Origin of the sequence: Photorhabdus hindustanensis, from assembly GCF_002968995.1 — a bacterium.
In the GTDB taxonomy this organism is placed as follows: Bacteria; Pseudomonadota; Gammaproteobacteria; order Enterobacterales; family Enterobacteriaceae; genus Photorhabdus; species Photorhabdus akhurstii.
In genome coordinates this window covers 121,070-144,608 of the sequence record NZ_PUWT01000029.1, presented here as the reverse complement: position 1 = coordinate 144,608, position 23,539 = coordinate 121,070, and the positions used below count along the sequence as shown (strand labels likewise).

14 protein-coding genes are annotated in these 23,539 nt (G+C 43.0%); 6 read left to right on the top strand and 8 right to left on the bottom strand.

What is annotated here, in order from left to right; translation table 11 throughout:
• Positions 1-121: 121 nt before the first annotated feature.
• The 8 genes from C6H66_RS12520 to flgA all read right to left on the bottom strand — a co-directional run bounded on the left by C6H66_RS12520 (position 122) and on the right by flgA (position 18,940).
• Positions 122-2,011: a glycoside hydrolase family 18 protein gene (locus C6H66_RS12520; protein ID WP_105395767.1), complete on the bottom strand. Its 1,890-nt coding sequence runs from the start codon at positions 2,009-2,011 to the stop codon at positions 122-124.
• 57 nt (positions 2,012-2,068) lie between these two features.
• Positions 2,069-6,211, bottom strand: coding sequence for a Tc toxin subunit A-related protein (locus C6H66_RS12515; protein ID WP_105395766.1), 4,143 nt, complete (start codon positions 6,209-6,211; stop codon positions 2,069-2,071).
• Between the two features lie 20 nt (positions 6,212-6,231).
• Complete coding sequence (locus C6H66_RS12510) at positions 6,232-9,690, bottom strand: Tc toxin subunit A (RefSeq protein WP_105395765.1); 3,459 nt, start codon at positions 9,688-9,690, stop codon at positions 6,232-6,234.
• A 90-nt stretch (positions 9,691-9,780) separates the two neighbouring features.
• Positions 9,781-11,469 (bottom strand): glycosyl hydrolase family 18 protein, encoded by a 1,689-nt coding sequence (locus tag C6H66_RS12505; RefSeq protein ID WP_105395764.1) that lies wholly within the window; start codon positions 11,467-11,469, stop codon positions 9,781-9,783.
• A gap of 578 nt (positions 11,470-12,047) precedes the next feature.
• Positions 12,048-16,796 (bottom strand): SpvB/TcaC N-terminal domain-containing protein, encoded by a 4,749-nt coding sequence (locus C6H66_RS12500; RefSeq protein WP_105395763.1) that lies wholly within the window; start codon positions 16,794-16,796, stop codon positions 12,048-12,050.
• Positions 16,797-17,400: 604 nt separating this feature from the next.
• Positions 17,401-17,841, bottom strand: coding sequence for a flagella synthesis protein FlgN (locus C6H66_RS12495; protein WP_036807411.1), 441 nt, complete (start codon positions 17,839-17,841; stop codon positions 17,401-17,403).
• Between the two features lie 11 nt (positions 17,842-17,852).
• Complete coding sequence (gene flgM / locus C6H66_RS12490) at positions 17,853-18,155, bottom strand: flagellar biosynthesis anti-sigma factor FlgM (RefSeq protein WP_036807414.1); 303 nt, start codon at positions 18,153-18,155, stop codon at positions 17,853-17,855.
• Between the two features lie 125 nt (positions 18,156-18,280).
• Positions 18,281-18,940, bottom strand: a complete 660-nt coding sequence (flgA, locus tag C6H66_RS12485; protein WP_105395762.1) for a flagellar basal body P-ring formation chaperone FlgA — start codon at positions 18,938-18,940, stop codon at positions 18,281-18,283.
• Positions 18,941-19,178: 238 nt separating this feature from the next.
• Between flgA and flgB the strand changes: the two genes are divergently transcribed.
• Genes flgB through flgG form a run of 6 tightly spaced genes read left to right on the top strand, consistent with a single transcriptional unit; the run spans position 19,179 to position 23,526 of the window.
• Complete coding sequence (gene flgB, locus C6H66_RS12480; protein WP_036807421.1) at positions 19,179-19,592, top strand: flagellar basal body rod protein FlgB; 414 nt, start codon at positions 19,179-19,181, stop codon at positions 19,590-19,592.
• A 5-nt stretch (positions 19,593-19,597) separates the two neighbouring features.
• Positions 19,598-20,002: a flagellar basal body rod protein FlgC gene (flgC, locus tag C6H66_RS12475; RefSeq protein ID WP_036771447.1), complete on the top strand. Its 405-nt coding sequence runs from the start codon at positions 19,598-19,600 to the stop codon at positions 20,000-20,002.
• Positions 20,003-20,014: 12 nt separating this feature from the next.
• Positions 20,015-20,704 carry a flagellar hook assembly protein FlgD gene (gene flgD / locus C6H66_RS12470; RefSeq protein ID WP_105395761.1) on the top strand — a complete coding sequence of 230 codons (690 nt, stop codon included), beginning with the start codon at positions 20,015-20,017 and terminating at the stop codon, positions 20,702-20,704.
• A gap of 27 nt (positions 20,705-20,731) precedes the next feature.
• Positions 20,732-21,946, top strand: a complete 1,215-nt coding sequence (flgE, locus tag C6H66_RS12465; RefSeq protein WP_105395760.1) for a flagellar hook protein FlgE — start codon at positions 20,732-20,734, stop codon at positions 21,944-21,946.
• 18 nt (positions 21,947-21,964) lie between these two features.
• Positions 21,965-22,720, top strand: coding sequence for a flagellar basal body rod protein FlgF (locus tag C6H66_RS12460; RefSeq protein ID WP_036807430.1), 756 nt, complete (start codon positions 21,965-21,967; stop codon positions 22,718-22,720).
• 23 nt (positions 22,721-22,743) lie between these two features.
• Positions 22,744-23,526: a flagellar basal-body rod protein FlgG gene (flgG, locus tag C6H66_RS12455; protein WP_036807432.1), complete on the top strand. Its 783-nt coding sequence runs from the start codon at positions 22,744-22,746 to the stop codon at positions 23,524-23,526.
• Positions 23,527-23,539: the final 13 nt, after the last annotated feature.

Genomic DNA, 23,539 nt, shown 5'->3' with positions numbered 1-23,539 from the left:
TGATGGCGACTGTTTAGTACGGCTTTTAAGGAAGTAGATGACTAATAAAGAGATTAGAGTGCCGTCCATTGTGATGAGCGGCACTTGATTAAAGCTTATTTATGCTTAGGAGGAAGTGAGATTATTTTTTATTAACATCAGGAAGTTCTACAAGTTCTCCCCGGTTATACAGTGGCCCCATATCAATTTTCTCTTTACCTTTAATCGGAATATAGCCGGCTCCCTCTCTGGCTGCATTTGCCAATAGGCCGCAATCTTGATCGCCGGACCAAGAGAATATGCCTCCTAGCTTATGTTCCGCTGCGTAAATGCCTTTTTTGAACACCGTGCGAGGGGTATCTAGAGAGATAAAATGTCCGCCTGTGCTGTTATAAAGAAAGTCTGCGTCGGTGGCGGTGTCCGTCATTAATTTAAAACCATTTTTTGCCCATGCGAGTTGTTGCTCACAATCAAATTGATTGTTCAGCAAACAGAAAAATTCAGGCGCTCCGTTTTCCATTGTGCCTAGGGCTTGACCATTACGGTTGTATAGACGGGTTTTCAGATCAGCACCTACACAGGAACGGCCATAGTTGGCAAAACCAAGGTGAATTTTTCCGGGGGGAACTCCTTCAACTTCAATAAGGTATTTAATTGCTTCATCAGCGGAGAGATCGTACAGGCGATCAGGATCTTCTGACGCATAGTCAGGAGAATAGAGATTGGTGTGATGTCCAATATATTCTGCCCATCCGTTTCCAAAGAAGTCGTAAGTCATGACAAAAATATTATCCAAGCCATTGCGGATAAGTTCTTTGATGTTGGATTTTTTCAGTTTCCCAACGACAGCACTGGACGCAATTGTGATCTGTTTTTTGGCACTGGTGCCGAATGCCCGATCCAAAGCCTGACGCAATTCTTTAATCAGTATGGCGTAGTTAGGTCCATCATTAATTTCATCGTACTCATTGCCGTCTGCGCCAGTGGTGCCTGGGTATTCCCAGTCGATATCGACAGCGGTAAACATGGGGAAACGTTGGAAGAGGTCAACAATGCTGTCAATAAAGGTTTTGCGTTGCACTGTGTCTTTTAACATTGGAGAAAAGTAACCGGACATACTCCAGCCGCCGATACTGAACGCCAGTTCCAAGCGATGACCTGCCAGTTTGGCCTGTTGTTGCAGGTTCCGCAGCCCTCCGAGCAGGCCCGATGCGGCTTGCTGATTATAATATTGCAAGAATGTATTAGGGCCGGCATCTCTTTTATCTTCTTCGGGTAATCCGACGTTACGCGTGGTTCCTAGATCGCCATAAGGGTCAACGGGAACGATGTGGCCGGATGTGATAGGAGGATCTTCCGGTTTTAATTGTTTATTCCAACCCTCAGCAGACAAGTTGATTTTTTCACTTTTTTCTCCTTTATCGCCATAAATACCTAAAAAGCTGAATACCAATCTGTCATAGGCGGTTGGCGGAATATCAGCCAGATTAAACCCACGACCCGGGCCGTCATCTTCATCTTTATCCTTGTTTGAAGGCAAACGCGCATCGTACTGGCACCAGTCAGTAATATAGGCAGAAACTTTAGGGCGTGTCTTATCTGTTTCATATGGGTTATAAAGGGAATGACATACTCGTGCAGAGGTGTAAGAGAGATTGGTGCCTGAGCCATCAGGCTTATAGCCCTTTTCTTGATAAGTTTGCTCGGTGATAGCATCGGGTTTTAGGATGGCGACATCTCCGGGGATAGGTTCAACGGTGCCTTCCTTAGGATTACCGTGATTAGCGATTTCTTCCGCCGTTGCTTCTCTTACCCAGAGCCAGGCATTTTCGTATGATGGAATATTGTTACGTTCAGGAATGTGCCAACGTTCTACCCAGTAAGTGTTTTTATAGACTTGACCATCAAAGATAACGTAATAGGTTTCTCCACCGGATTGATTGCTCCAGGCGGTTAGCGGCGCTCCGATATTTTCACTGGCATCGGACATGGCTTTTTTGCAGGTATATTGATATTTCCTATTATCAGTCATTTTTTTTACCTTTATGTTTTTCACACCTCATTTATTGAGGTGCGAAATGTGAGTCGGTTAGTCTTGTTTTTTTTGAGCTTCGTGCTGTAGTAATCGCTGTTTGACTTTTTTAGCGAAGCTGTCGCTGCCAGGACGTGCCGTATAACGTAGATGAATGATAATGTCGCTCATCTTTTCCAGCAGATCAGATTGATCATCACCAAACTCCAGAGTCCAGTTAGAAAATACCCCTGTTCCCTCAAAGGGCAGGAAACGTTCATCTTGGAAATCAAGTCGGAACATGCCGCTGTCATCCACACCGGTTGATAACACCACTGTCTGGTTAGCCTGAACATTACGGAGTAAGCTTCGAGGTTCGTTATATATAAGCGGATTAAGGAGATGGTCGATGGTATCAATGTCTTCTGCATAGTTAATGCTGTTGCTGGTTTGTGTCAATGTTGCGCGAATATCTTGGTAAGGGCCTACCAGAGTGGCTAGAGAAACCGAAACAGTTTTTATACGGCGATCAACATGACCGGGATAATCCTTGAGAAACATGTCAGCGTCCAGAGGGAAATTAAAGCGCCCCGTTGACTTACCTGCTTCCCATGCTTGAGAGGTTAGCAGTGATTTTAATGAAATGGTTTTAACGACTTCCAGTCGGCGAACGTTCTGTTTTATATACTCTTGATCCATACGCTGTAAGGAAAGCTTCAAAGACTCGCCAGCCAGCAGCCCTTGGTAAAGATCGTTCCAGGCGCCGCCTTGAATAAATTGTGTGTCAAATTTCCCCATTTCATATTGCCAGGAAGCCTCAGCAGACAAACAGAGAGACATTACGGCGTCGTAAGCTTGTAAATACAGTGCGGATATTTGACTTATCATCCACATATACAAACTTTCGCTGGTGAACCGCTGAGAAAAATACTCTAACAGCGTATTATCGTGTTCTTTCTGGGCTTGTATCTGGGATAACTGAGTGATGGACGCTTGCAATTGGCGGTTCTGAATAGCAATTTGTTGATCGATTTCTTCAACGTTAATTTCAGCCTGTTTATATTGAATTTCCCATTCCTGACGGCGGCGACGGTAATTTTCTGAAACGCTCAGGCTGTTCGCTTTTGCATTTTTGGATTCATATTCAATGCGTATACCTTCTGCAATAGCCCTTAGTGGGGCCCCGTATTGCATCCCTCCCATTGCGAAGCCGAAAATATTGGGTACAAGATCGGCGACTGCCCCTGCGGTCGAGATGGCTTGTGCCGCAATTACTGCGTCAGCCGCGCCGGCCTGTAGCGCAATAACTTCCTGTTCGGCGCCGGAGATATCTTCATCATGCAATGCCTGATAGTGCTGTTGCCGTTCAAGAGCGGCACGACGGCTCACGTTTAGTGCATCCAAGGAAGCTTGGTTAATATCAATCATTTGTTGTTGCAGATTCAGTGTAAAACTATATAACCCCAACTGTTGCTGCATTCTGAATCGTTCGAAATCCAGATTATCTTTGCGTTCCAGTAAACTGAGCAGGCTATTACCATATTGAATTAATGTCTCCACACCATTCATTGCTCGGTTAAACACCGGTGCAAAACGGTAGTTGGGGATCGACATTCGTTTAGCGCCAGCCTGACGATTAGCGACAACACGTTGATAGCGCTGTTTTAGCAAATCGCGAGGGCTAATCAATTCATCGAAAAGTCCCGCGGGATACTCTTTTCCGTCTAGGGTCAAATTATGGCGTAGGTTGTACAGCCGATACGCGAGTAGCTCCCAGAGTTTTAGATATTCCGTATCAACTGGTTTGCGGAATAAATCAGAGGGTTGATTGGCTACTGATGAATCCCATGCTACAGGCAGCAGTGGCAGCGTGTCAGCCATCATCACTTCCAGTTGACGTGGTTGAGAATGGGTATAGGTTGCTGCGTCTTCCAGCGTCAGAGGTTTCCATTCAGCGGCAAGTTGAATATCTGGACTGGTTCCAAGCAGAGAGTTGGCTGATGCATAGAGCAGTCGGGCGACAATGCGTGATGTCGGTGTAAGCTTGCGATATTCCCGGTCGCCTTGATCCAGTAGATTTTTCAGATAGAAGCGGAAAATAGCTTTACGGTAGTGAATGGGTTCACTGGCGGCTATGGCGTCAGGATCTGTAGGTTGGGTAAAACTGCGCATAAATTTCGGTGGCGGATCAAGCAGTGGCCGACTATTCCAGTAACGCGGTTTTCCTTTGGATAAATCCGCGTTTTCGGCATCTTCCAGCGGATTGAATATATAGTGTAACCACTGTGTGGCTTCTTCAAGTCTCTGTTCGATATTTAAGCGCCAGGCCACTAAGAATGGCATATGGAAAAACAGTTCCCAGAAATAGATACCGTTAGCGCCATCGAGATCAATTGCTGTCATTCCACTGTGTGGTGGGAGAGGGAGTTCCTTAATATGCTGAGTATCCCAACTGAGTACTTGATGAATTCCTTGGCTGGCGCGGCTGATTAATTCTTTGGCAAACAAGGTATTCAGCCGAATAGTGGGTGGAATATTTTCATCATCATCTGGTGGGAAGGAGAGGTATTGAACCTGGCGTTCTTCTTTAAACTGAACTAACGGACGGATCAACATCCCGACTCGATAATCATTGGTATATGATCCACCGCCGACGATATCAATGCCAGCCTTTAATGTAACGGAGCGGTGGTCTCCCAAATCCAGACGGGGAACAACAAGTTCTGGTACGGGTTGGTGTTTGTGTATGGTAACTGATTCTAGTTTTTCCACAGACTGGACTTCGATTTCTTTCCCATCATCATTTATAGTTTTGGTGATACTGAGCTGCCAAATACAGAACTCAATTTCCTCTGGAAAGTTGTCATGAAGTGGATCAGAACCATAATCAAAAGTCGATCTGGCGGTCAGTTGAAGTTCGGTACTGGAGCCGTAGACAAAATCGACAACAAGTTCTATCGTCCCTTTTCCTAGCTTTGCGTTGCCTTCTTCCTTAGCCTCGCCGGCAATCATAAATTTGGTATTACGCGTTGCGGGGTAGAGCACCATAGTACGGTAAGGTATGGGGTTTCCAGATTCATCTTTATGCTCGCGGGAGTAATACCACACCAGATCTGCGGCATATTTTTCCGATGTGTCAGGTAGATCGGTAATTTCCGCCAGCAAGGTATCGCAGATAAATTCGAAACAATAGTCGTAATCATAGTCACCACTTGTTGGGTCTGTGCCTTGAAGACGAGTAAAGGCAATAACAGCGAGCTTCGGTTCGCCTTGCATTACATCCATGACGGCAACCATATCGGTCATCTGATAAGGTAACTCACTTTCTCGTAAGGTACTTGGGGCACTCCAAGTTCCATCATATTTTGCGTAGGCGATTTTTAATTGCGTGTTGTATGTTTTCGGTGTTTCTGCTGTATCTGCAAATACACGCATATTTGTTGACGTGGGGATAACTTCTTCGCTTTCTGCCCAGGCAATATATAAGCGGTTATTTAAAAAGATGGGACGTATCGCTGTACTTTCTACGCCTCCCAGTGGTAAGTCAATCAAACGCCACTCACTCCAGGCATTGGGCGAAAGTGCATCAGTATCTGGGTGACGAATAGAGAGATTCAGAGAGCGCCAGTAGTATTGGTAAGGTTGGGTTCGTGTGCGTCCGATAAAGAAAAACTTATCACGCGTGATTCCAACGCCATCTTCATAACTGGCAATGACTTTTAGATTGCTGACATCTTCAAAATTGTTTAAATACCCTAGCACTGCCTGTTGTACAGATCCTTCGGTAATTTTCCCTTGATTCAGGCTGCTTTCCAACTGAAAGAAAAACTCGGTTTTATTCAGCCGTAACGTCGGTTCCAAATAACTTTCCGGGTAGGTTCTGAGCATGCGATCGGCGGACCAGTAGCCATAACGGTTCGCAAATTCTTGCCAGTTCTCGCTCTCCTCTACGGTCATAAACAGACCTTTTTCAATATTTAGCGAGATGCGGTTAATGTATTGTTGCAGGGTGTTGGTTGCCATTGCGACACGGCTGGTGTTGACTTTCGCAGAAACCATAATATCCAATAGCAGATAATCATAGACGTCATCTACACTTTTAATATCATCACGCTGCGACGCCATCGTAGGAGAGTGAGCAACTACCTGACCAATAAAATAGTCCAGCAATGCATCTCGTTGTGCTTCCAACAGACGGGCTTCTATTGTATTTTCGCTCATTGTTGTTTTCTCCGGAAAGATCAGGATCGTGTTGCTGCAATGACAGCTTCACCGACAGTCTGGATCTGATCGAATGTGGAAGAAGAGGAAATTGCGGCTGCTTCACGAAGTGGTAAAACGGATAGCTTCGTCTGTTGTGAAAGTGCTTGGATACGGCGCAACCAATCAATCTGCCCCATATTGCAGGCGCGTGCTGGGGTAAATTCTTCGCATGCCTGTTCGACCTCACTGGCGTCCCAGCCTAAAATATCGGCTAACAGCTCTGCGCAATCGAGATTAATATCATCGTCATTACGTTCAACCGACGGATTATTGGCATAAGACAAATATTCTATTAATTCGTCTTCTGTATGTAGTGAAGAGGTCAACCAGTTACGATAACGGCTCAATATAAAGACTTCTTTCAGTGTCAGGGGAGCACCTTGTTCGGTATCCTCCACTTTAATAGGTGATAGATCCAGCCATTCCGGTTCGGCCAGGCGCAAGAATAGTAATTTAGATGTCAAGCGCAATTGCTTAATTAGTGCGCCGTTCATTGCCAGATGATATGAAATTTTCAGAAGATCATTGGAAACCTGCCGTGGGTAACGGATACGTCCATTATATTGTCGCGACTGCTGACTCAGCATCTCTAATAATTCCGTCACACTACTGCCAATCCAGCGTAATAACAGAGGAACCACATCGCGGGAAACGCCATACTCTTTGGCGACTGAGGTAGAGACTAAATTATCCTGCGCTGTTTTATATTGCAGAATAATGAGTTTTAGCGCTGTAATTGTAAGTTGTTTGGCCTCTGGAGAGGCATCTAGTGCATTTACAATAGGTGTAATGATTTTTTCAAGGTATTCCTCATCACTTTGATCCCAAACCAGAGGAAATGGTTTCACCAGTCCTTCCGAGGTAATGAGTTCGTGAAGTTTCGATATCCAATCGCCAGCGTCAATAATATCTGATGCTTGGAAATCTTGTTCCGTCAATTTGTTTTCTTGCAGACCGGCAATGATGCCATCAAAAAACGCCGCACTGCTATCGGTAGCAACAATGGGCAAGCTTTGGTTTTGAATAAACAGACTCAGCTCTTCTGGGGTCAATTTTGACTGTGATAGCCAGGCTGACATTGCCTCTATAGCGAGAATAATGTCAAGAATATCGATTTCTGTTGTAGATACTCCGTCACTCCCCAACGGACTTAAACGCGGTGTTCCCGCCAGTAGCAAAGGATTAAACTTGCCAATTTTGGCTAGAATATCAACGATGATGATCCCTTGTTCTGCGGTCAATTTAAACAGTCTGGGGATCATAACCAGCCGATACAGTGCAGATATAACATCCAAAGAGCGCCGGAGGTGTTTTTCTGGCAGTGAGAACGCGGAACTGACCTGTTGAGCTAAGATTTGGAAAGTCGCGGAAGAAATTCCCAAACCGGCACAAGTCTGTTTTACCGTTCTGGCATCGTTACCCCGCCGGGCAGTATAGTCAAATTCGCTATTGTCTAGTGTCATTGGGGTATCAAACAGTTTAGGCTGGTTGAATACCTGATCGAAGAACGGGACATTAGAACTGATATTAAAAGGAGTAATTTGGTAAATAAAAGCGGCAAAGGCTTCAATTTCCAAATGGTAATTATTGTTTAAATGACGGAAAAGACCCAGAGCCCGCAGGCTATTGTAGTTGATATTTAACTCTAAATTATCGGTATTTTCTGCCCGGGCAGATGAAGTGAGTAACAGATCTAATTTATCATGCGGTAGTTTTGTCCAGCGTTGCAGACGTAATAAACGGTTCAAACGATCAAACCGATATTCTGTCATTGCCGCCATGCTACGAGGACGTGTGGTATTAATATTCAGCGCTTCTGGATGGGCTGAATTCAAATATACCGAACCATATTGATAAGGTGTCGGGAATATTGTATTGCTTTGCCCATTGTCAAATATCGTATTGTTGAACTGAACATTCGGTGACACGATGGGATGATAATCACCGTGGCTAAATGCACGTTCCAACTCTTCGACTGAACCTTTGGTTTGTTCGGAAAAAAACAGTATTTCTTCCAGCTGTTGCCGTTGTTGAGGTGTAATACCATAGTTTTTTAAGAAGAAATCAGGGGCTTCCGGTAGCAACTTATCTTCATCAATATCATCATTCGCAATGGCGAAACGATATGTTAAGGTCAGGATTGATCTCTTCTCTTTCCATTCTTGAACTTCAATTTTGACTTCACCAAAATAAGGGCCGTCAGAAAGATCAAGTCCAGGATTATCTGCGTCATGCCAACTGAGCTCTAATTGGCGCGGGTAGGGAGGAATATCATCAAATGGAACCAATCGGGCCTTAATACGCTGATAACTAAGCACTGATTTACCGCGTAGATTAATCGTAATGGATTTTTGATCCGGATTAGTACACGTGACGGTGATAAGTTCGCCGTTATCTGGTGCGGGCTCAATGTCACTGTACGTCAGCTTTTCTGGGCCACTGGCGTTATGTTGCTCCTCTGGCGGCACAATATAGCCATGAGCAGAAAGCAAAATGTCTGTGACAGTTTCTGTCGTACTGCCGCTAAGATAAACCGCTTGTAAGCGAGGACGAGTCAGATGGACTTGGGCAAATGGGCTAGGTTGGCTCAACAATGCCATTTGCTCCTTACTCAGCAGGGTACCTGCCAGTAAGATATTATCCTGTTTACTTGGCGCCATCTCGCTAGTAAACCAGGGTAATTGAGTACTTAATGCTTGAATGACCTTAGCCAGAGAGGTTTTCTTCTGTTCTAGTCCCAGTGTAATTTGCAGTGTTGGCAGGCTGAAAGGCAACGTAAAAGGGTAGCGTGTTTCACCTAATACCTGATTAACCGGTTTACCCGTATCCTCTGTGATGTCGATATAGTTTGCCGCGGAATAACTGAGAACTTCATTGACGATCTTTAATGCTGGAAGTTCCTGATAAGTATTGTCTGCATTCAGCATTAATTCGGTTAAGTCAGGACGCCGTTGTTCAAGTGTTGTTGCTCCTTCGGTGGAGTCCAGCTCGATTTGCCGTGTGAACAGATAGAGCTCAAGTAAATAACTTATCGGGGAGTTAAGCGCTTCCAGTGCTCCCTCGCGACAGAAGTTATCCCAAGGTTCAGGAAAAAGTTCAGCATAATTGGGCAGTTCAGGTTTTCCCTCTGCAATGCGTTTCAGACGCAACTGCTCACCATCGCGTAACCCTCTCTCCCTTTGCATATGAACAAGCTGTGTGGCAAAACTGAGTGCCCGGTCATAAATTTCGCCTGCGTGACCAGAGAAATGATGTTTATGGCGGCGAATAAAACGGGACTTTCTTACGCGAATAATATCGAAAACAGATTGATAACCAAAGGTACTGAGTTGAGTGATGAAATGATTTTTTGCTTCTGTTGGGATTGTTCTCATTAAAAGTGGCGAAATAGTCTGAGAAGCATTATTACTGGATTGGAGCGTTGTTTTATCGTTCATAACCCACCTTATAAACTGAAATAACGCGTAAATAAGGCTCGACTCAATATTAATATTAAAGAGTCGAGCCAGCTTATATAATCTGGATATTTATTTCTTTCTGGCAATAACCATTTTTCTTTGTTTACGTTTGGTTATAAAGGGGAACTGAGTGCGTCTACGTTGGGAACTTAGCTTTATTTTCCCAACACCATAGAATTTGGACATATTTACCGTCACTGGAGAAATGGGAGTTCCGCCTAATCCTTCACGGGCGGCGTTAACCAATAGCCCGTTATCTGAATCAATTGTCCAGACAAACAACCCTCCCAAACCTTTTTCTTTGACAAACTTTGCTTTCTCATGCACGGTACGCGGAGTTTCTATTGATAAAAATGCGCCATTGTTCTCGTTATAGAGAAAATCTGCATCGGAGACTTTATCGGTATAAAGGGTGAAACTGTTTTTACCCTGTAGATTCTTATCTAAGTAATGACGTAACAGATCTGGAAATTCGGTGACACCTTCGGCAAAGCTACCGAAAGTATTATCTTCGTCAGGGTCAGTATCGTATGGTGTATAGAAGCCTTTCAGCGGAGATACCTGGGTGACGAATGCTTGTTGGGCATTTCGGCTATAAGCGGCGAAACCGCAGAAAATCATTTTTGGGTTAACATTCAGTCCTAGAAGATAGTTAACCGCATCCTCCATTGAATTCAGCTCGTTATTTGCGGGGTCACGTTTAAGATTAGTATGATGCATTAAAGTTTCCGCCCACGGAGAGCCAAAGAAATCATAAGACATCACATTGAGTCCCTCAACGCCGGCTTTGATTAGCTCAAGGACATTTGCTTTCTCCATTTTTTTCGGATCAGCATTGAGTGCGATACTGATTTTTATGTGAGGTACTTTCTGCTTAACCGCTTCAATTAATAGGGCATAGTTTGCTGCATCTTCGTCACCATAATCATTGCCTGGAGCACCTTCGACACCGGGATATTCCCAGTCAAGATCAAGGTCAGTAAACATCGGGAAGGTATCAAAGATTTTTTTAAGACTTTCAGCCAGGCTTTCGCGGGATTCAGGTTCTTTGGCGATATGGTGGAATGCCTGACTCATTGTCCAACCACCCAAGCTCAAACCAACTTTGGGGGGCTTGGCGACTTTAGTGAGTTTGACTAATGCGCCTAGAACACCTTGCGCTTTATTTGGATCAAACATTTCCGGCGGATCGCCGGGTACCCAACCTGCAAACCCACAGTTTAGGTAAGCTTGAACATCTGCCCAGGCATCAATGAAGGTCACTTTACCTCGGTGATTAATCAGGTCTTCTGCGTCTTGGGCAATCGCGAAATCTACGGCTCCTTTGTTGATCGAGTCTTTTTCTGATCCTTCATCACCAATAATTCCTGCAAAGCCCACGATAATTTTGTCGTAACGTGGGTAGTTATCATGTTTCAAACGCATGATATCTGTACCACGGCCTCCTATTGTATAATCGACGTTGGTATCTCCGGCAAATTCACCATAGCGGCTGTCATAAATACCCCAGTCAGTAAGGTAGCCAAATACCTGAAAATCAGGGTTAGCTTGGTAGTTATTAAATAGGTTTTTAACCACTCTTCCTGGAGTATAAGAGAGCTGTTTATCTGATGTGGCAGGATCGAACTTATTAGCAGCATAGGTTTTTTCAGCAGCGCCAGCTCCCCATACTTTTTCAGGCTCTTTTAAATCTTTGGTGCCTGGATCTGGGGAAATATATAAATTGCCATCATCTTGGGGGACTTTTTTATCAGCCATACATAATCCTCTATCAAAGTAAGTTTTTTTCAATGGTATGTCTTAGCAGCTAAAATTTCAGGCAGATGCAATAAACAGTAGCTTATGTCTGAAATTAATCAATAATTCTCATGTGAAAAATTAATTATTAGCTTGAAATCAGATATATACATTTTTGTTATATTGTTTAACTTAATAAAAACTTATTCTCCATTGTTGGAATAATAATTTCATCAATAAAAATATTGTAATGATATTAAATAGTGTCATTCTGGAAAAATTATTTACATATAGATTACAAGTAGATGACTCTTGTTTTTTTATATTAATGATCGTATTTTTTAATGAAAAAATAATATATTGTGAGTGAAATGTTATTTCATTCATTATATTCTATAGCTTAATAAATCCGAGCGACAGTATTACCTGAGATTTGTACATTAACGTCACTGTTAATATATAGACACGAGGAAAGATTGTGGTGAGACAGCAAGCTTCTTCGCCCAGATTAATTTATTGGCTAAAATAATCATAGGAACAGCCCTGTGTCGCACCACAGCATATTGAATATTGTCAACGCTCTCAAGAAATAATATCACCTATTTCATATTATTACGTTGTTCCTCCATTTCTAGTTCTGTGTCATTTTCATCTTCATGCACATTGAACCAGGGGAAGTAAGATGTTCTTCGTAACTTCTGATTGGCTGTTTCCACTCTGATTTCTCTATCTAAAGCATCATATTCATATTTATCCGCATACTGGTTAATACGTAAACTGGCATCGGACGCATAATGCCAGTCATTGAGGAAAAAGGGTTGATATGTACGTTTGACTAATCCTTTATTGTTATATTCAGTTCGCCCACTGACAGCCCAACGAGGTTCGGATTCGCTTTGTTTTGGTTTATTCTCATCGTCCAAAACTAATTCCCCTGATGGGTCAAGTAAATAAGATAAACCAGGTTCATTGAGCGCCGATGCTTGTAATATGCGGCCGAAACCATCACTAAATCTAACTGTAATACGAATACGTTGTTCACGTTTAGGTCGGGCATAGTTGTCAGCAATAAAGCTAGCTTCATGCACCGGCATTTGTGAAACCTCTTCCAACACATTGCGCATTATTCCTCCCCATCCATCACTTTGAGCATCCTGTTGCCAACAGGATATAGGAAGAAGAATCTCTCCTTGAACACTGATAATTCTTGCTTTAACTAAACGCCACCAGAGTGCTTCATTGGATAAATTCAAATGGGTTTTAGTTTGATGAATATCTTTCTTTTTCAAGCAATTTTTGTTACCAAATAACGAAAGTAAAGCATCTCCGTAGTCATAAATTTTTTGCCTTTCCAACCAGCGATAGGCTTCGGTACAAACATTGCCAGATGGAGTGATAAATTGGCGGCTAAGTAAATAATCCCATAAATTCTTGGCTACATTTATTGGTTTCTTATCAATAACAATATTTTCAACCTTTTCTTTACTGACATTTCCCATCCAACTAAACCATTCAATGCCGCTATATTGGGAAACTATTTGTTCTTTATTTTGCAAAGCTTGTTCAATCATCTCTGCAACATGACCGTCAGGTAAGACAAAATCATTTACTGGATAAAATCCGCTGATGATATAGGAACCATCATCACCCTGTTCTCCTTCTTTCCCATAAAAACTATTAGCAATGATGCGTCCTAATGCATTGAATTTAATTTCGAAAACATTATTATTTAAATCTATTAATTTCCAAGGTTGCATAAAGCGATAATCATATTCAACCGTAGTGATATTTTCGGCAGCATCACGAGTTTTTATAACGCCACAGAGAAATTGATCATATTCATAGTTGATTGCTCCACTGAGTGGACTTTTTTGTTGAGCCAATGGTCGATAGAATTTTAATTCACTCTTTTCTGCGTATGTTGTATATGTATTACCTGCAACCCATACTTTTGTTTCAGGTTCTACTCCCGGTACCGATAAAATACGTTCACTTTGGCGATATCCGGCTGAAATCAGATAATTGTCGAGCTCTGTTTCACTCATAACATCTTTGAATGCAGACAAACTTTCATCATCAAATTTGGCAATATCGATATGATCAATCAGAGCTAAAACTTCTGGTACATTGGTAGCGTAATAGATTTGGGTTTGCCCGGCAAATTGGCGGGAACGGTTCGCTGATAATATGCCTCCTGGCGCCGTCACTGTTTCAAAACTAAATCCTTGCCCTTGTGGAATATCCGTAAGATCCGGTGTCAGATGATTTCGTCTTTCTCCTTGAAGCACACTTAACCGCCAAATATTTTGTTCATCGAAATGAATAAACTGAAATCGCTCTTCAAACACATGTAATGTCTGCTGTTGCTCATCGTAGCTATTGTGCCAAACCTCTTCAGGAAATTGAGGAGGATAGGGGTTCGTTAGGGGCTTATCCCGGCGTGGATAATTTATGCTTACCCGATGCAATATCGCACCATATTCTTCCTGCTGTATAATGATCTGTTGAGATATTACGGGATCATTAGCTATGCCTTCATAATCATAGTTTACTTTTTCTAACTCTACAGGCATAACCACCGGTTCTTTTATTACTCTATCATTACGATTATCATCGTAAACAATGGGCTTCACTAATCTGGCACGTAGGCGAGTAGTTTGTACATTAAATGGCACAGCTTTATTGATATCCCAAATTTCTTTACGTATCAGCATCCCCTGTAAGCCGCGATATAACCCTTTGAGTGTAGCTTCATCTGGATTTTCTAAAATAACATCTTGTTGTTTCTCTGCATCGTAATAGGTCAATTGCGTTGGCGCAGGCGTAAAAGCCTCTTCATCACCAAGCCAGCAATTAATAAGATGATTGTCGTCACCTTCATAACCAAGATGATACCAAGAATCAATGCGCGTATTTTTATCATCTGGCGAGTCATTCTTGCTGAGGTCGATTGCTGACTCAGTGATTGATATATAACCAAATCCACGAAACTCTCGCTCACTCTGATCAAAAACTCCACGCCGATAAGTATAAGACTGGCTTAATGAATTACCGCTAATTTCATCTTTTATGTATGAATATGCTTGGACATATATCGGCATAGGTAAACGAGACGTTGTTTCTGGTGCTTCTTTTTTTTCATCCAACCAATATTGCGCGGAACTACGGTATCCCCATTCGGTATAAGCTCCCATATTATTACTCACAGAAGACAGTAAATAGGATTTAACTGGGGTGAAATCATAGCGCCAATGATGGTAATAACCATCGTTGCCGACAACGCTTAATATTAAACTGGGAACACCGGTTCCTCTTATGTCTGCGATCAGTAGCTTGCTTAATAGATCTGTATAGCGGAGCCCATCAGGCAGCGGAATAATATGAGGTTCTCCATATGAATTCCCTGCTTGGTTTAGATATAAATAAAGTTTGTCTGAATCAGCATAAATCAGGTCGGTAGTTCCTGAGCCATTAATATCGGCTAAATAGATGCGTTCAGGATTAAACGGTGTTTCTGGACTAAACCCACTAAGCTTAATAACAGGGCCAAACTGGCCGTTGCCTAAATTTGGACTAAAGCTAACTCCTTCTGCACTAACCTTCATCCAATGTTGTTGACCGGAACCGGCAACATCACTAAAAGCGACGACACTAGCATGATCGTGTTGCCAATTACCGATAGCTGCTGTTGCGGGTAAAGCAACATCGACACCCGCCTCAAATCCATTGCCATTATTGAGATAAACACGAACTGACATAGGGCCTAATAATGCTAAGTCACTAAAACCACGATGATTAATATCAACGAAACGAATATCGCTAGAAAAGAATTCGAGCGGCAATGCGTTAAAAGGTGTAAATTCTGACCAGCTATGGTTTTGATGAGTAAAGAAGCCAGATAAACCCGGAGAGGTGATAATCCAATCAAGCTCAGAATCGTTGTTTATATCGGCGAGATAGGCATTTTCTGGTCTTAACCCTGGAATTAAAGGTAATGTTTCCCAATCGGAATAGGTTACAGCATCAGGATTATCGGCTGTCACATCACGTATTGGTGAACGGTATTTCCATTCTCCAGCATTAAAATACAGGACCCCTGCAACGCCATCTTTATACAAATCAACCAATTGAAATTTTTGACCTTTATATACACCTTCAAAATCTGTATCCGGTAAATCAAATGATTGCCAGCCAGTATTATTATTTGGAGAAAATGGTGTATAACTAAACTCTATGGGGGGAAGAGATTGAGACGAGTGCTCTCCATAACCTGTTACTGTCACGCTGCGTAGTGTACTTAATACCGGGTTATCTTCATATTCAAGCCACAGGCGTTTTACTAGCACATTATCTTCACCTAATTGTTCAGGAAAATGATGATACATCAGCACTTGTCTACAAAGGCGATAAGTTCGTAGCTCAAAACCATATTCATAGCGAGAAAAAATATCTGATCTCACTAACCATTGTCCGTTTTCTGGTATATCAAAGGGGGGAATTTCATCTAAATTGTTTCCTCTTTCTCCGTAGTCGAGGACCAAACTAAAAAGCCATCCCTCTTGGGGTAATACAGATAACGATGCTAGATAAAGGGATTCATGTTGTTCTAAATTGCCATAAGTAATCTTGCTAAGATAACGCTGCGCATTACGTTTTCTTCCTAATTCCCATTCTGGAAGTGGTTCTGGTAGTCCTTCACCATCTTCAGCCAAATAATGATAGCCAATATGCTCTCCAGTAGGAGATAAAGACTCTTCTAATAACCAGATGGCGACCTTTTTGTTATTTTCGGGATCGGAAATTCGGCCTTTTTCTGTTTTGCCTAAACAATGAATTTGCCCGTCTGGAGAATAAATAAGCCAATGGCCTGCATCTTCATTATTTAACTGATAATGTTCAAATCGTAAGAAGTTACCTTCTGAGCGTGAACAATAACGAGTGATATTATAGGATGTGGGGATTTCATCGTGATTAATAATATCTTTCTTTATTTTTTCTTCTATTGATATTAATAGTTCGCCATTAGGGCCAACGAATTGATCAATTTTCCCTGTTTTATCGATTTCCTGACCATAATTAGGAACACCTTTTTGTGTTCTTCGGCTGATACGTAATAAAGGGAGTTGCCATCCGACGCCGAATTCACTATTCCCTTGTCCACTACTGTATTGCAAAGACAATGAAGGCGCGTAGCCTCTGCCGGATGAAATGGGTAGTGGTATAGTGAAAGTCGCCATGCCACTGACACCAGCAGAATTTAATTCTGCATCCAGCCCTTTTAGCGCACCGCCTCCTTTTGGTAAGGATAACTCAGTGATAGATATTGTATCGATCGTTTGTTCTGTCATAGTTTTCTCTGCATAGTGTAAGCGTTATGGGTAAATAATCTATTTATTAAAAAAATAGTTACGAACATTAATTAGAAATACCAAGGACATTTAGATAGCTATATATCTCATTAAAAACTATAATGTTGTAAATATATCCTACAGTAATACAGTTAAGCTGATATTGTATTATTTATAATGAATCATGATTGTTGTGTTGCTAATATTCTATGTTCTCAAAGCGTAGACGATAAATTATAAAAATACCCATGAAGTTACTTATAAAAATATCGATGAAACGCGCATGATTTAAGTGCGTAGTATTAAGGGATTGTTTTATTTATGATTGATTTGCCAAGTCAAAGACATTAAATATTAGCAGTCTAATTTGGTATTATTGCAAATGTAGGTGTTTCCACATATTTGATAAATTTCATAGTTATTATTATAAATATTTTCTATTTATATTATTTTCACCAAAGTATTACCTTGTGGCAGACGTTGGGTTGTCAATGCAGTAGGAAATTAATTGTTGGTAGCAGAAAATAGCCGCAAGACTGAGTGAAGGTAGGGAACTATCAACAATAAAAAGCAGCACTACCGCAATGGGCGGTAATGCGCTGAATTAAACTTGAGCTCTATGGCCGGAAAGCGCAGAGTGACGGGCAGCTTGGCCGTCTGAGCCATAAAGCGAAGGGCTATGGTGGCTTTTTAGGAAAGCGATAGCTTGGCTATTTAGTTCAAGATGTTGGGTTAATAGCAGGCCGTTATGGGTATTTAAATCACGAACCTGGGTAACCGCTTTGCCGATCTGTTGCCATAATGTGGCAAGCAAAGGTTGCTTATCATAAGGCGCAATGATGTTTAATGCTTTGCTCAAATTAAGACGTTGCTGTTCTGAATGGCTAAGCGCAGATAACAAAAAATTTTTTCGTTCTGTTATCTGGTGCAAATCTCGTGCTTCAATAAAACCCTCGCACAGAATACGCTGTTCTTCCGCCATAGTTTGGGTCAGCGAAGTCAAATAGGTCACTTGCTGTTCGAGTAATTGTTGTAGTGCTTCCATAGCGGGTTCAATTATTTCTTATCGTACTGAAAGTTTTCGGCGGCTTCTTTGAGCAAGGCATCTGCGATTTTACCGCTGTTCATTTTTAAGGTTCCTTGAGCAATAGCTTCTTTCAACTTTTGTACCTTTTGGATATTGATATCCTGGCTGCTTGGTTGAACCAATTTTGTTTGTGCTTCGCTCAGTTTTACTTGTGCATCGCTGCTTTGTAAGGTAACGCCGGAGGTTTTGCGGGTGCCTTGGGCGCTTTCATTAGTTGGTCGCTGTTGAACGGCAGCGATAGCTAATAAGGGGTGAGTGCGTTCGATACTCATAATTATTATCCTTTATGGCCAGGCATAGGTTCACCTATGGATCGGAGCAGGTTATATGCCATTTGCATACCTGCAAATCGTGCTCTGCTGGTTATATCGGCACAGTGAAAGAAAACTTTAGTAACTTATAACATGATTTTTACACTGCCGTTTTCTAATGCTTGGCCGGTTATAACGTGCCCTGAATTCATTCGAACCCTGACTTTATCAGAAATGGCGGCGTTATTAATAGCTTTCCCTTCATTCCGTATCTGAAAGCCATTTCCCTGAACAATCACCACCACACTCTGGCCTGACCGTACTGTCCACGGACGGCGTAACATATTACGTGTAATGACTTGTCCTGCCGGGATGTTACGTATCGTAATGCTGTTTTTTATTTCATTTTTGTTAATAACCAGATCATGGGGTAATTTTTCCAGTAATCCGCTTCTGACCTGAAAATCGTCCTCTGATAAAACATCATTACGTGAGATGGTTCGGCGGGTAACCAGATAATTTCCTGTCACACTGACAGCGACTTGAATGAATTTGCGTTGTTGATGGCAGATAACAGGTAAGGAGAGATTTCCCCAGTTTTGACCACCGATAGCGGGTTGAATTTCTGGCCGTTCACACTGGGGCCATTGTTGTTCAGGGGTTCTGATGTTAACAGAAACTTTGCGGTGATTATCCTTATGTATCTGCTGGAAATAGTGCTCTATAGCTTGGGGTAAATTATTGCCCCATGCCATCGAAGTGATAAAGAAAAATGCGAACAGCCCGATAATGTTTATAGCGTGCATCTTCTCGCTCTCATTATTTCTGTCGGTCAATACGCTGCTGTTTGGTTGCGTATATTTAGTCGCGTGTAAGTGTACCTGTATCGAATATCAGTCAATGGGATAAATAGCAATCCAATTAGCGTCTATTCACCCGATAGGCTTTTCCTTCTGCGTTTATTCTGTTTACTGCGAATTTCGCGATCGTGAAAAGCGCGATTAAAAGTTCACAACACAGGTCAGTCACATCAGAGGGAGGAATATGCTCGATAAATTAGATGCAGCCTTTCATTTTCAGCAGGAAGCCCTGTCATTGCGATCTCGGCGGCAAGAAATATTGTCCGCTAATATCGCTAATGCGGATACGCCCGGTTATCAAGCGCGGGATATTGATTTCGCCACACAACTGAAAAAAACCATTGCACACGGTCGGGTCGCCGGAAACGGGATCGGGCTGACGCTGACATCCGATCGGCATATTCCTATTCAGCCTCAGAAGAGAATGGAAATGGACTTACTGTATCGGGTGCCTTATCAGCCAGCGATGGATGGCAACACGGTAGATATGGATATGGAACGCAGCAATTTTATGGATAACAGCTTGAAATATCAGGCTGAACTGACTGCGACCAGCTCTCAGGTTAAAAGCATGATGTCAGTCTTACAGCAAGGATAAGGGCAATGTCTTTACTCAGTGTTTTTGATATTGCCGGCTCGGCATTATCAGCTCAATCCCAACGATTAAATGTCAGCGCCAGCAATATGGCAAATGCCGATAGTGTTGCGGGGCCTGATGGTCAGCCATATCGGGCTAAACAGGTGGTTTTTCGTGTTGCCGCACCGGCAGGGCAGGAAACCGGCGGCGTCAGAGTCAGTGAAATTGTTGATGATCCCACTCCTTTCCGCCTTGAGTATCAACCGGGACACCCGTTGGCCGATGAGAAGGGTTATGTGCGTATGCCAAACGTTGATGTGGTCGGAGAAATGATTAACACCATTTCCGCTTCCCGTAGTTATCAAGCCAACGTTGAAGTGCTTAATACAACTAAATCAATAATGTTGAAAACATTGACGTTAGGTCAATAACAGGAGCGGCTCATGGCCATTACCGGTTCAATAAATGGATCTTTGGATAACATGATTGTTGGGGAGTCAGCATCCACCAGCAAGAAAAAGAATAGTGAAGAGCTGAATAGCAATTTCATGAAATTGTTGCTCGCGCAAATGAAAAATCAAGACCCAACTAACCCGATGAAGAACAATGAGCTGACTTCCCATTTGGCGCAGATTAACACACTAGAGGGGATCGAAAAGCTGAATACCACACTGGGGTTCATTGTCGGTCAGATAAATAATAATCAATCTGTACAGGCATCGGCTCTGATTGGACGAGGCGTGATGATCCCAGGGGATACCATCTTGGTGGGTTCAAAGGAAAATGGAAGCATCAGCACGTCAAAATATGGTATTGAGCTGGAAAGACCGGCGGATAGTGTGAAAGTCACCATTATTGATAAGCAAGGCGGGGTTGTACGCCAAATTGATCTCGGTGCGTTGGAAGCGGGTGTTCATAATTTCACTTGGGATGGCACAAAAGAAGATGGTGCTATAGCTGAGGATGGCGCTTATAAAATCACCATAGAAGCCAGTTCTAAGGGCGGTCCGAGCGTATTTCAGCAGCTGAGGTACGCGGAGGCGAGGGGTATTACTCGTGACGCGGATGGCGCTAAGTTAGATTTAGGGCGGATTGGCGCCGTCACTATGGATCAGATACGTCAGATTCTTTAACCAGCAAGAATTTTAACGGAGAATAATATGGCTTTTTCACAAGCAGTAAGTGGTTTGAATGCCGCGGCAGGTAATTTGGATGTTATTGGTAATAATATCGCTAACGCGGCGACATATGGTTTTAAATCCAGCACGGTTGCTTTTTCTGACATTTTTGCCGGTTCTCAGGTGGGGCTGGGGGTAAAAATATCGGGTGTTAATCAGAATTTTAAAGATGGTACGCCGACGACGACCAATCGCCCACTTGATTTAGCGATCACTCAAAGCGGTTTTTTCCGTATGCAAGGCGGTGATGGTAAGATCTACTATTCCCGTAACGGTCAATTCAAGATGGATGAGAACCGTAATATTATCAACATGCAAGGCATGAAATTGACCGGCTATCCCGCAGCCAGTATCAATGGCGGCGCGCCGGAGATTCAGAAAGGGGCTAACCCAGAGCCGATTACAATACCTCAAGGTATGTTGGCGGCTAAAGCAACAACTAAGGTTACGATGACAACCAACCTTAATTCGATGCATAAAAAACCGACAGATGCTTTCTCGCCAGAAAATAAGGATTCTTATAACTATCCTGCCAGTGTTACCACTTTTGATAGCCTGGGTAACCCGCATAATATCAAGGTTTTCTTTGTGAAAACGAACGATAATGAATGGCAGGTTCATGCTCAGGATAGTGCGGTAGAGGGCGCTAAAGCCGCTTCGTTGGGGACGTTGAAATTTGATGGCAACGGTAAACTGATTGGTGACAATAATCAGTTTACATTTAATGTTCCCTCTCTGAATGGTTCTAATGCTGCTGATATCACTATTGATTTTAATGGCAGTAAGCAGCAGAAAATTGATGCTGATAGCATATCGACACTCAAGACAGACGGTTATACCGCAGGTGAATTCAGTGGCTACCGTATTGAGTCAGATGGCAGCGTTGTCGGCACCTATTCCAATAAACAATCCCAGTTATTGGGTCAGATCGTTCTGGCTAATTTCGCTAACCCGGAGGGGATGTCAGCGCAGGGAGACAACGTTTGGGTAGAGACGGGGGCTTCTGGCAACCCTGTTGTCGGCATTGCGGATTCTGGCGGTTTTGGCAAATTGCTCAGTGGTTCGCTGGAAGCATCCAACGTCGATATGAGCCAGGAACTGGTTAATATGATCGTGGCGCAGCGCAACTACCAATCCAGTGCGCAAACCATTAAAACCCAAGATCAGATCTTGCAAACGCTGGTCAGTATGCGCTGATAGTTTCAGGATAGCATTATGGATCATGTCATTTATACCGCAATGGGCGGCGCTCGTCAGACACTAGAGCATCAGGCAGTGACGGCAAATAATCTGGCGAATGCATCGACGCCGGGTTTTAAGGCGCAACTGGCTGCTTTGCGGGCGGTGCCTGTTGAAGGGGCCGCCTTTAACACCCGAACTTTGGTTGTGGCTTCAACGCCCGGTTCTGACAATCGTCAGGGGCCGATGAACTATACCTCTCGTCCGTTGGATGTGGCGATTGGACAGGGGGGATATCTGGCGGTTCAGCTTGAAGATGGTACTGAGGCTTACACGCGTAACGGCAGTATTCAGATTTCAGCGGAAGGTCAGTTAACTGTTCAAGGTAACTTGTTGATGGGGGACAACGGCCCGATAAATATTCCGCCGCAGGCTGAGTTAACCCTGGCGACGGATGGTTCTCTATCTGCACTGATTCCTGGTGATCCGCCAACACAGTTGGGGCAAATTGGCAGACTGAAAATGGTGAAACCGGAGAGCGATCAGCTAGTCCGCGGTGATGATGGTCTCTTTCACATGACGGAACAGGCGCAAGGGTTACAGGGTGATGCCTTGCCAGCCAGTGATGAGGTGAAATTAATGCCCGGTGTGCTTGAAGGGAGTAACGTCAACCCAATGGAAAGCATGGTGAGTATGATTGCCAATGCCCGCCGTTTTGAAATGCAGATGAAAGTCATCCATAGCTCAGATGAAAATGCACAACGTGCTAATCAGCTATTAGCAATAAGTTGATTTAGACACAGAGGATAAAACCGATGATCCGATCATTATGGATTGCTAAAACTGGGCTGGATGCTCAGCAAACTAATATGGATGTGATTGCCAACAACTTGGCGAACGTCAGCACCAATGGTTTTAAACGCCAGCGTGCCATTTTTGAAGATCTGCTTTACCAGAACATTCGTCAACCAGGGGCGATGTCATCGGAGCAAACCCGCTTACCTTCTGGTTTACAGATAGGTACTGGAGTGCGCCCGGTAGCAACAGAACGTATACATAGTCAGGGAAACTTATCTGAAACTAATAACAGCCATAATGTTGCTATTAGAGGAAAGGGTTTCTTTCAAGTTCAGTTACCTGATGGTACCAGCGCCTATACCCGTGACGGTTCATTTCAGGAAGATCAAAACGGGCAGTTGACGACCGCTAGCGGTTTTTTGATCTTCCCTACCATTACTATTCCTGATAATGCGACGGACCTCACCATTAGCAGTGATGGTATTGTCAGTGTGAAAGTACAGGGGCAATCTGCATCTCAGCAAATAGGTCAATTTACCCTGACAACCTTTATCAATGACAGTGGGTTAGAAAGTATTGGTGAAAACCTTTATGTAGAGACTAGCAGCTCTGGCGTACCGATTGAAAATACACCGGGAATCAATGGCGCAGGGTTGCTCCAGCATAAATATGTCGAAACATCTAACGTCAATATCGCGGAAGAATTGGTCAACATGATTCAAACTCAGCGCGCTTATGAAGTTAACACTAAAGCGGTGTCGACGTCTGATCAGATGCTACAAAAACTGACTCAGTTATAACCTAATCGTCAAT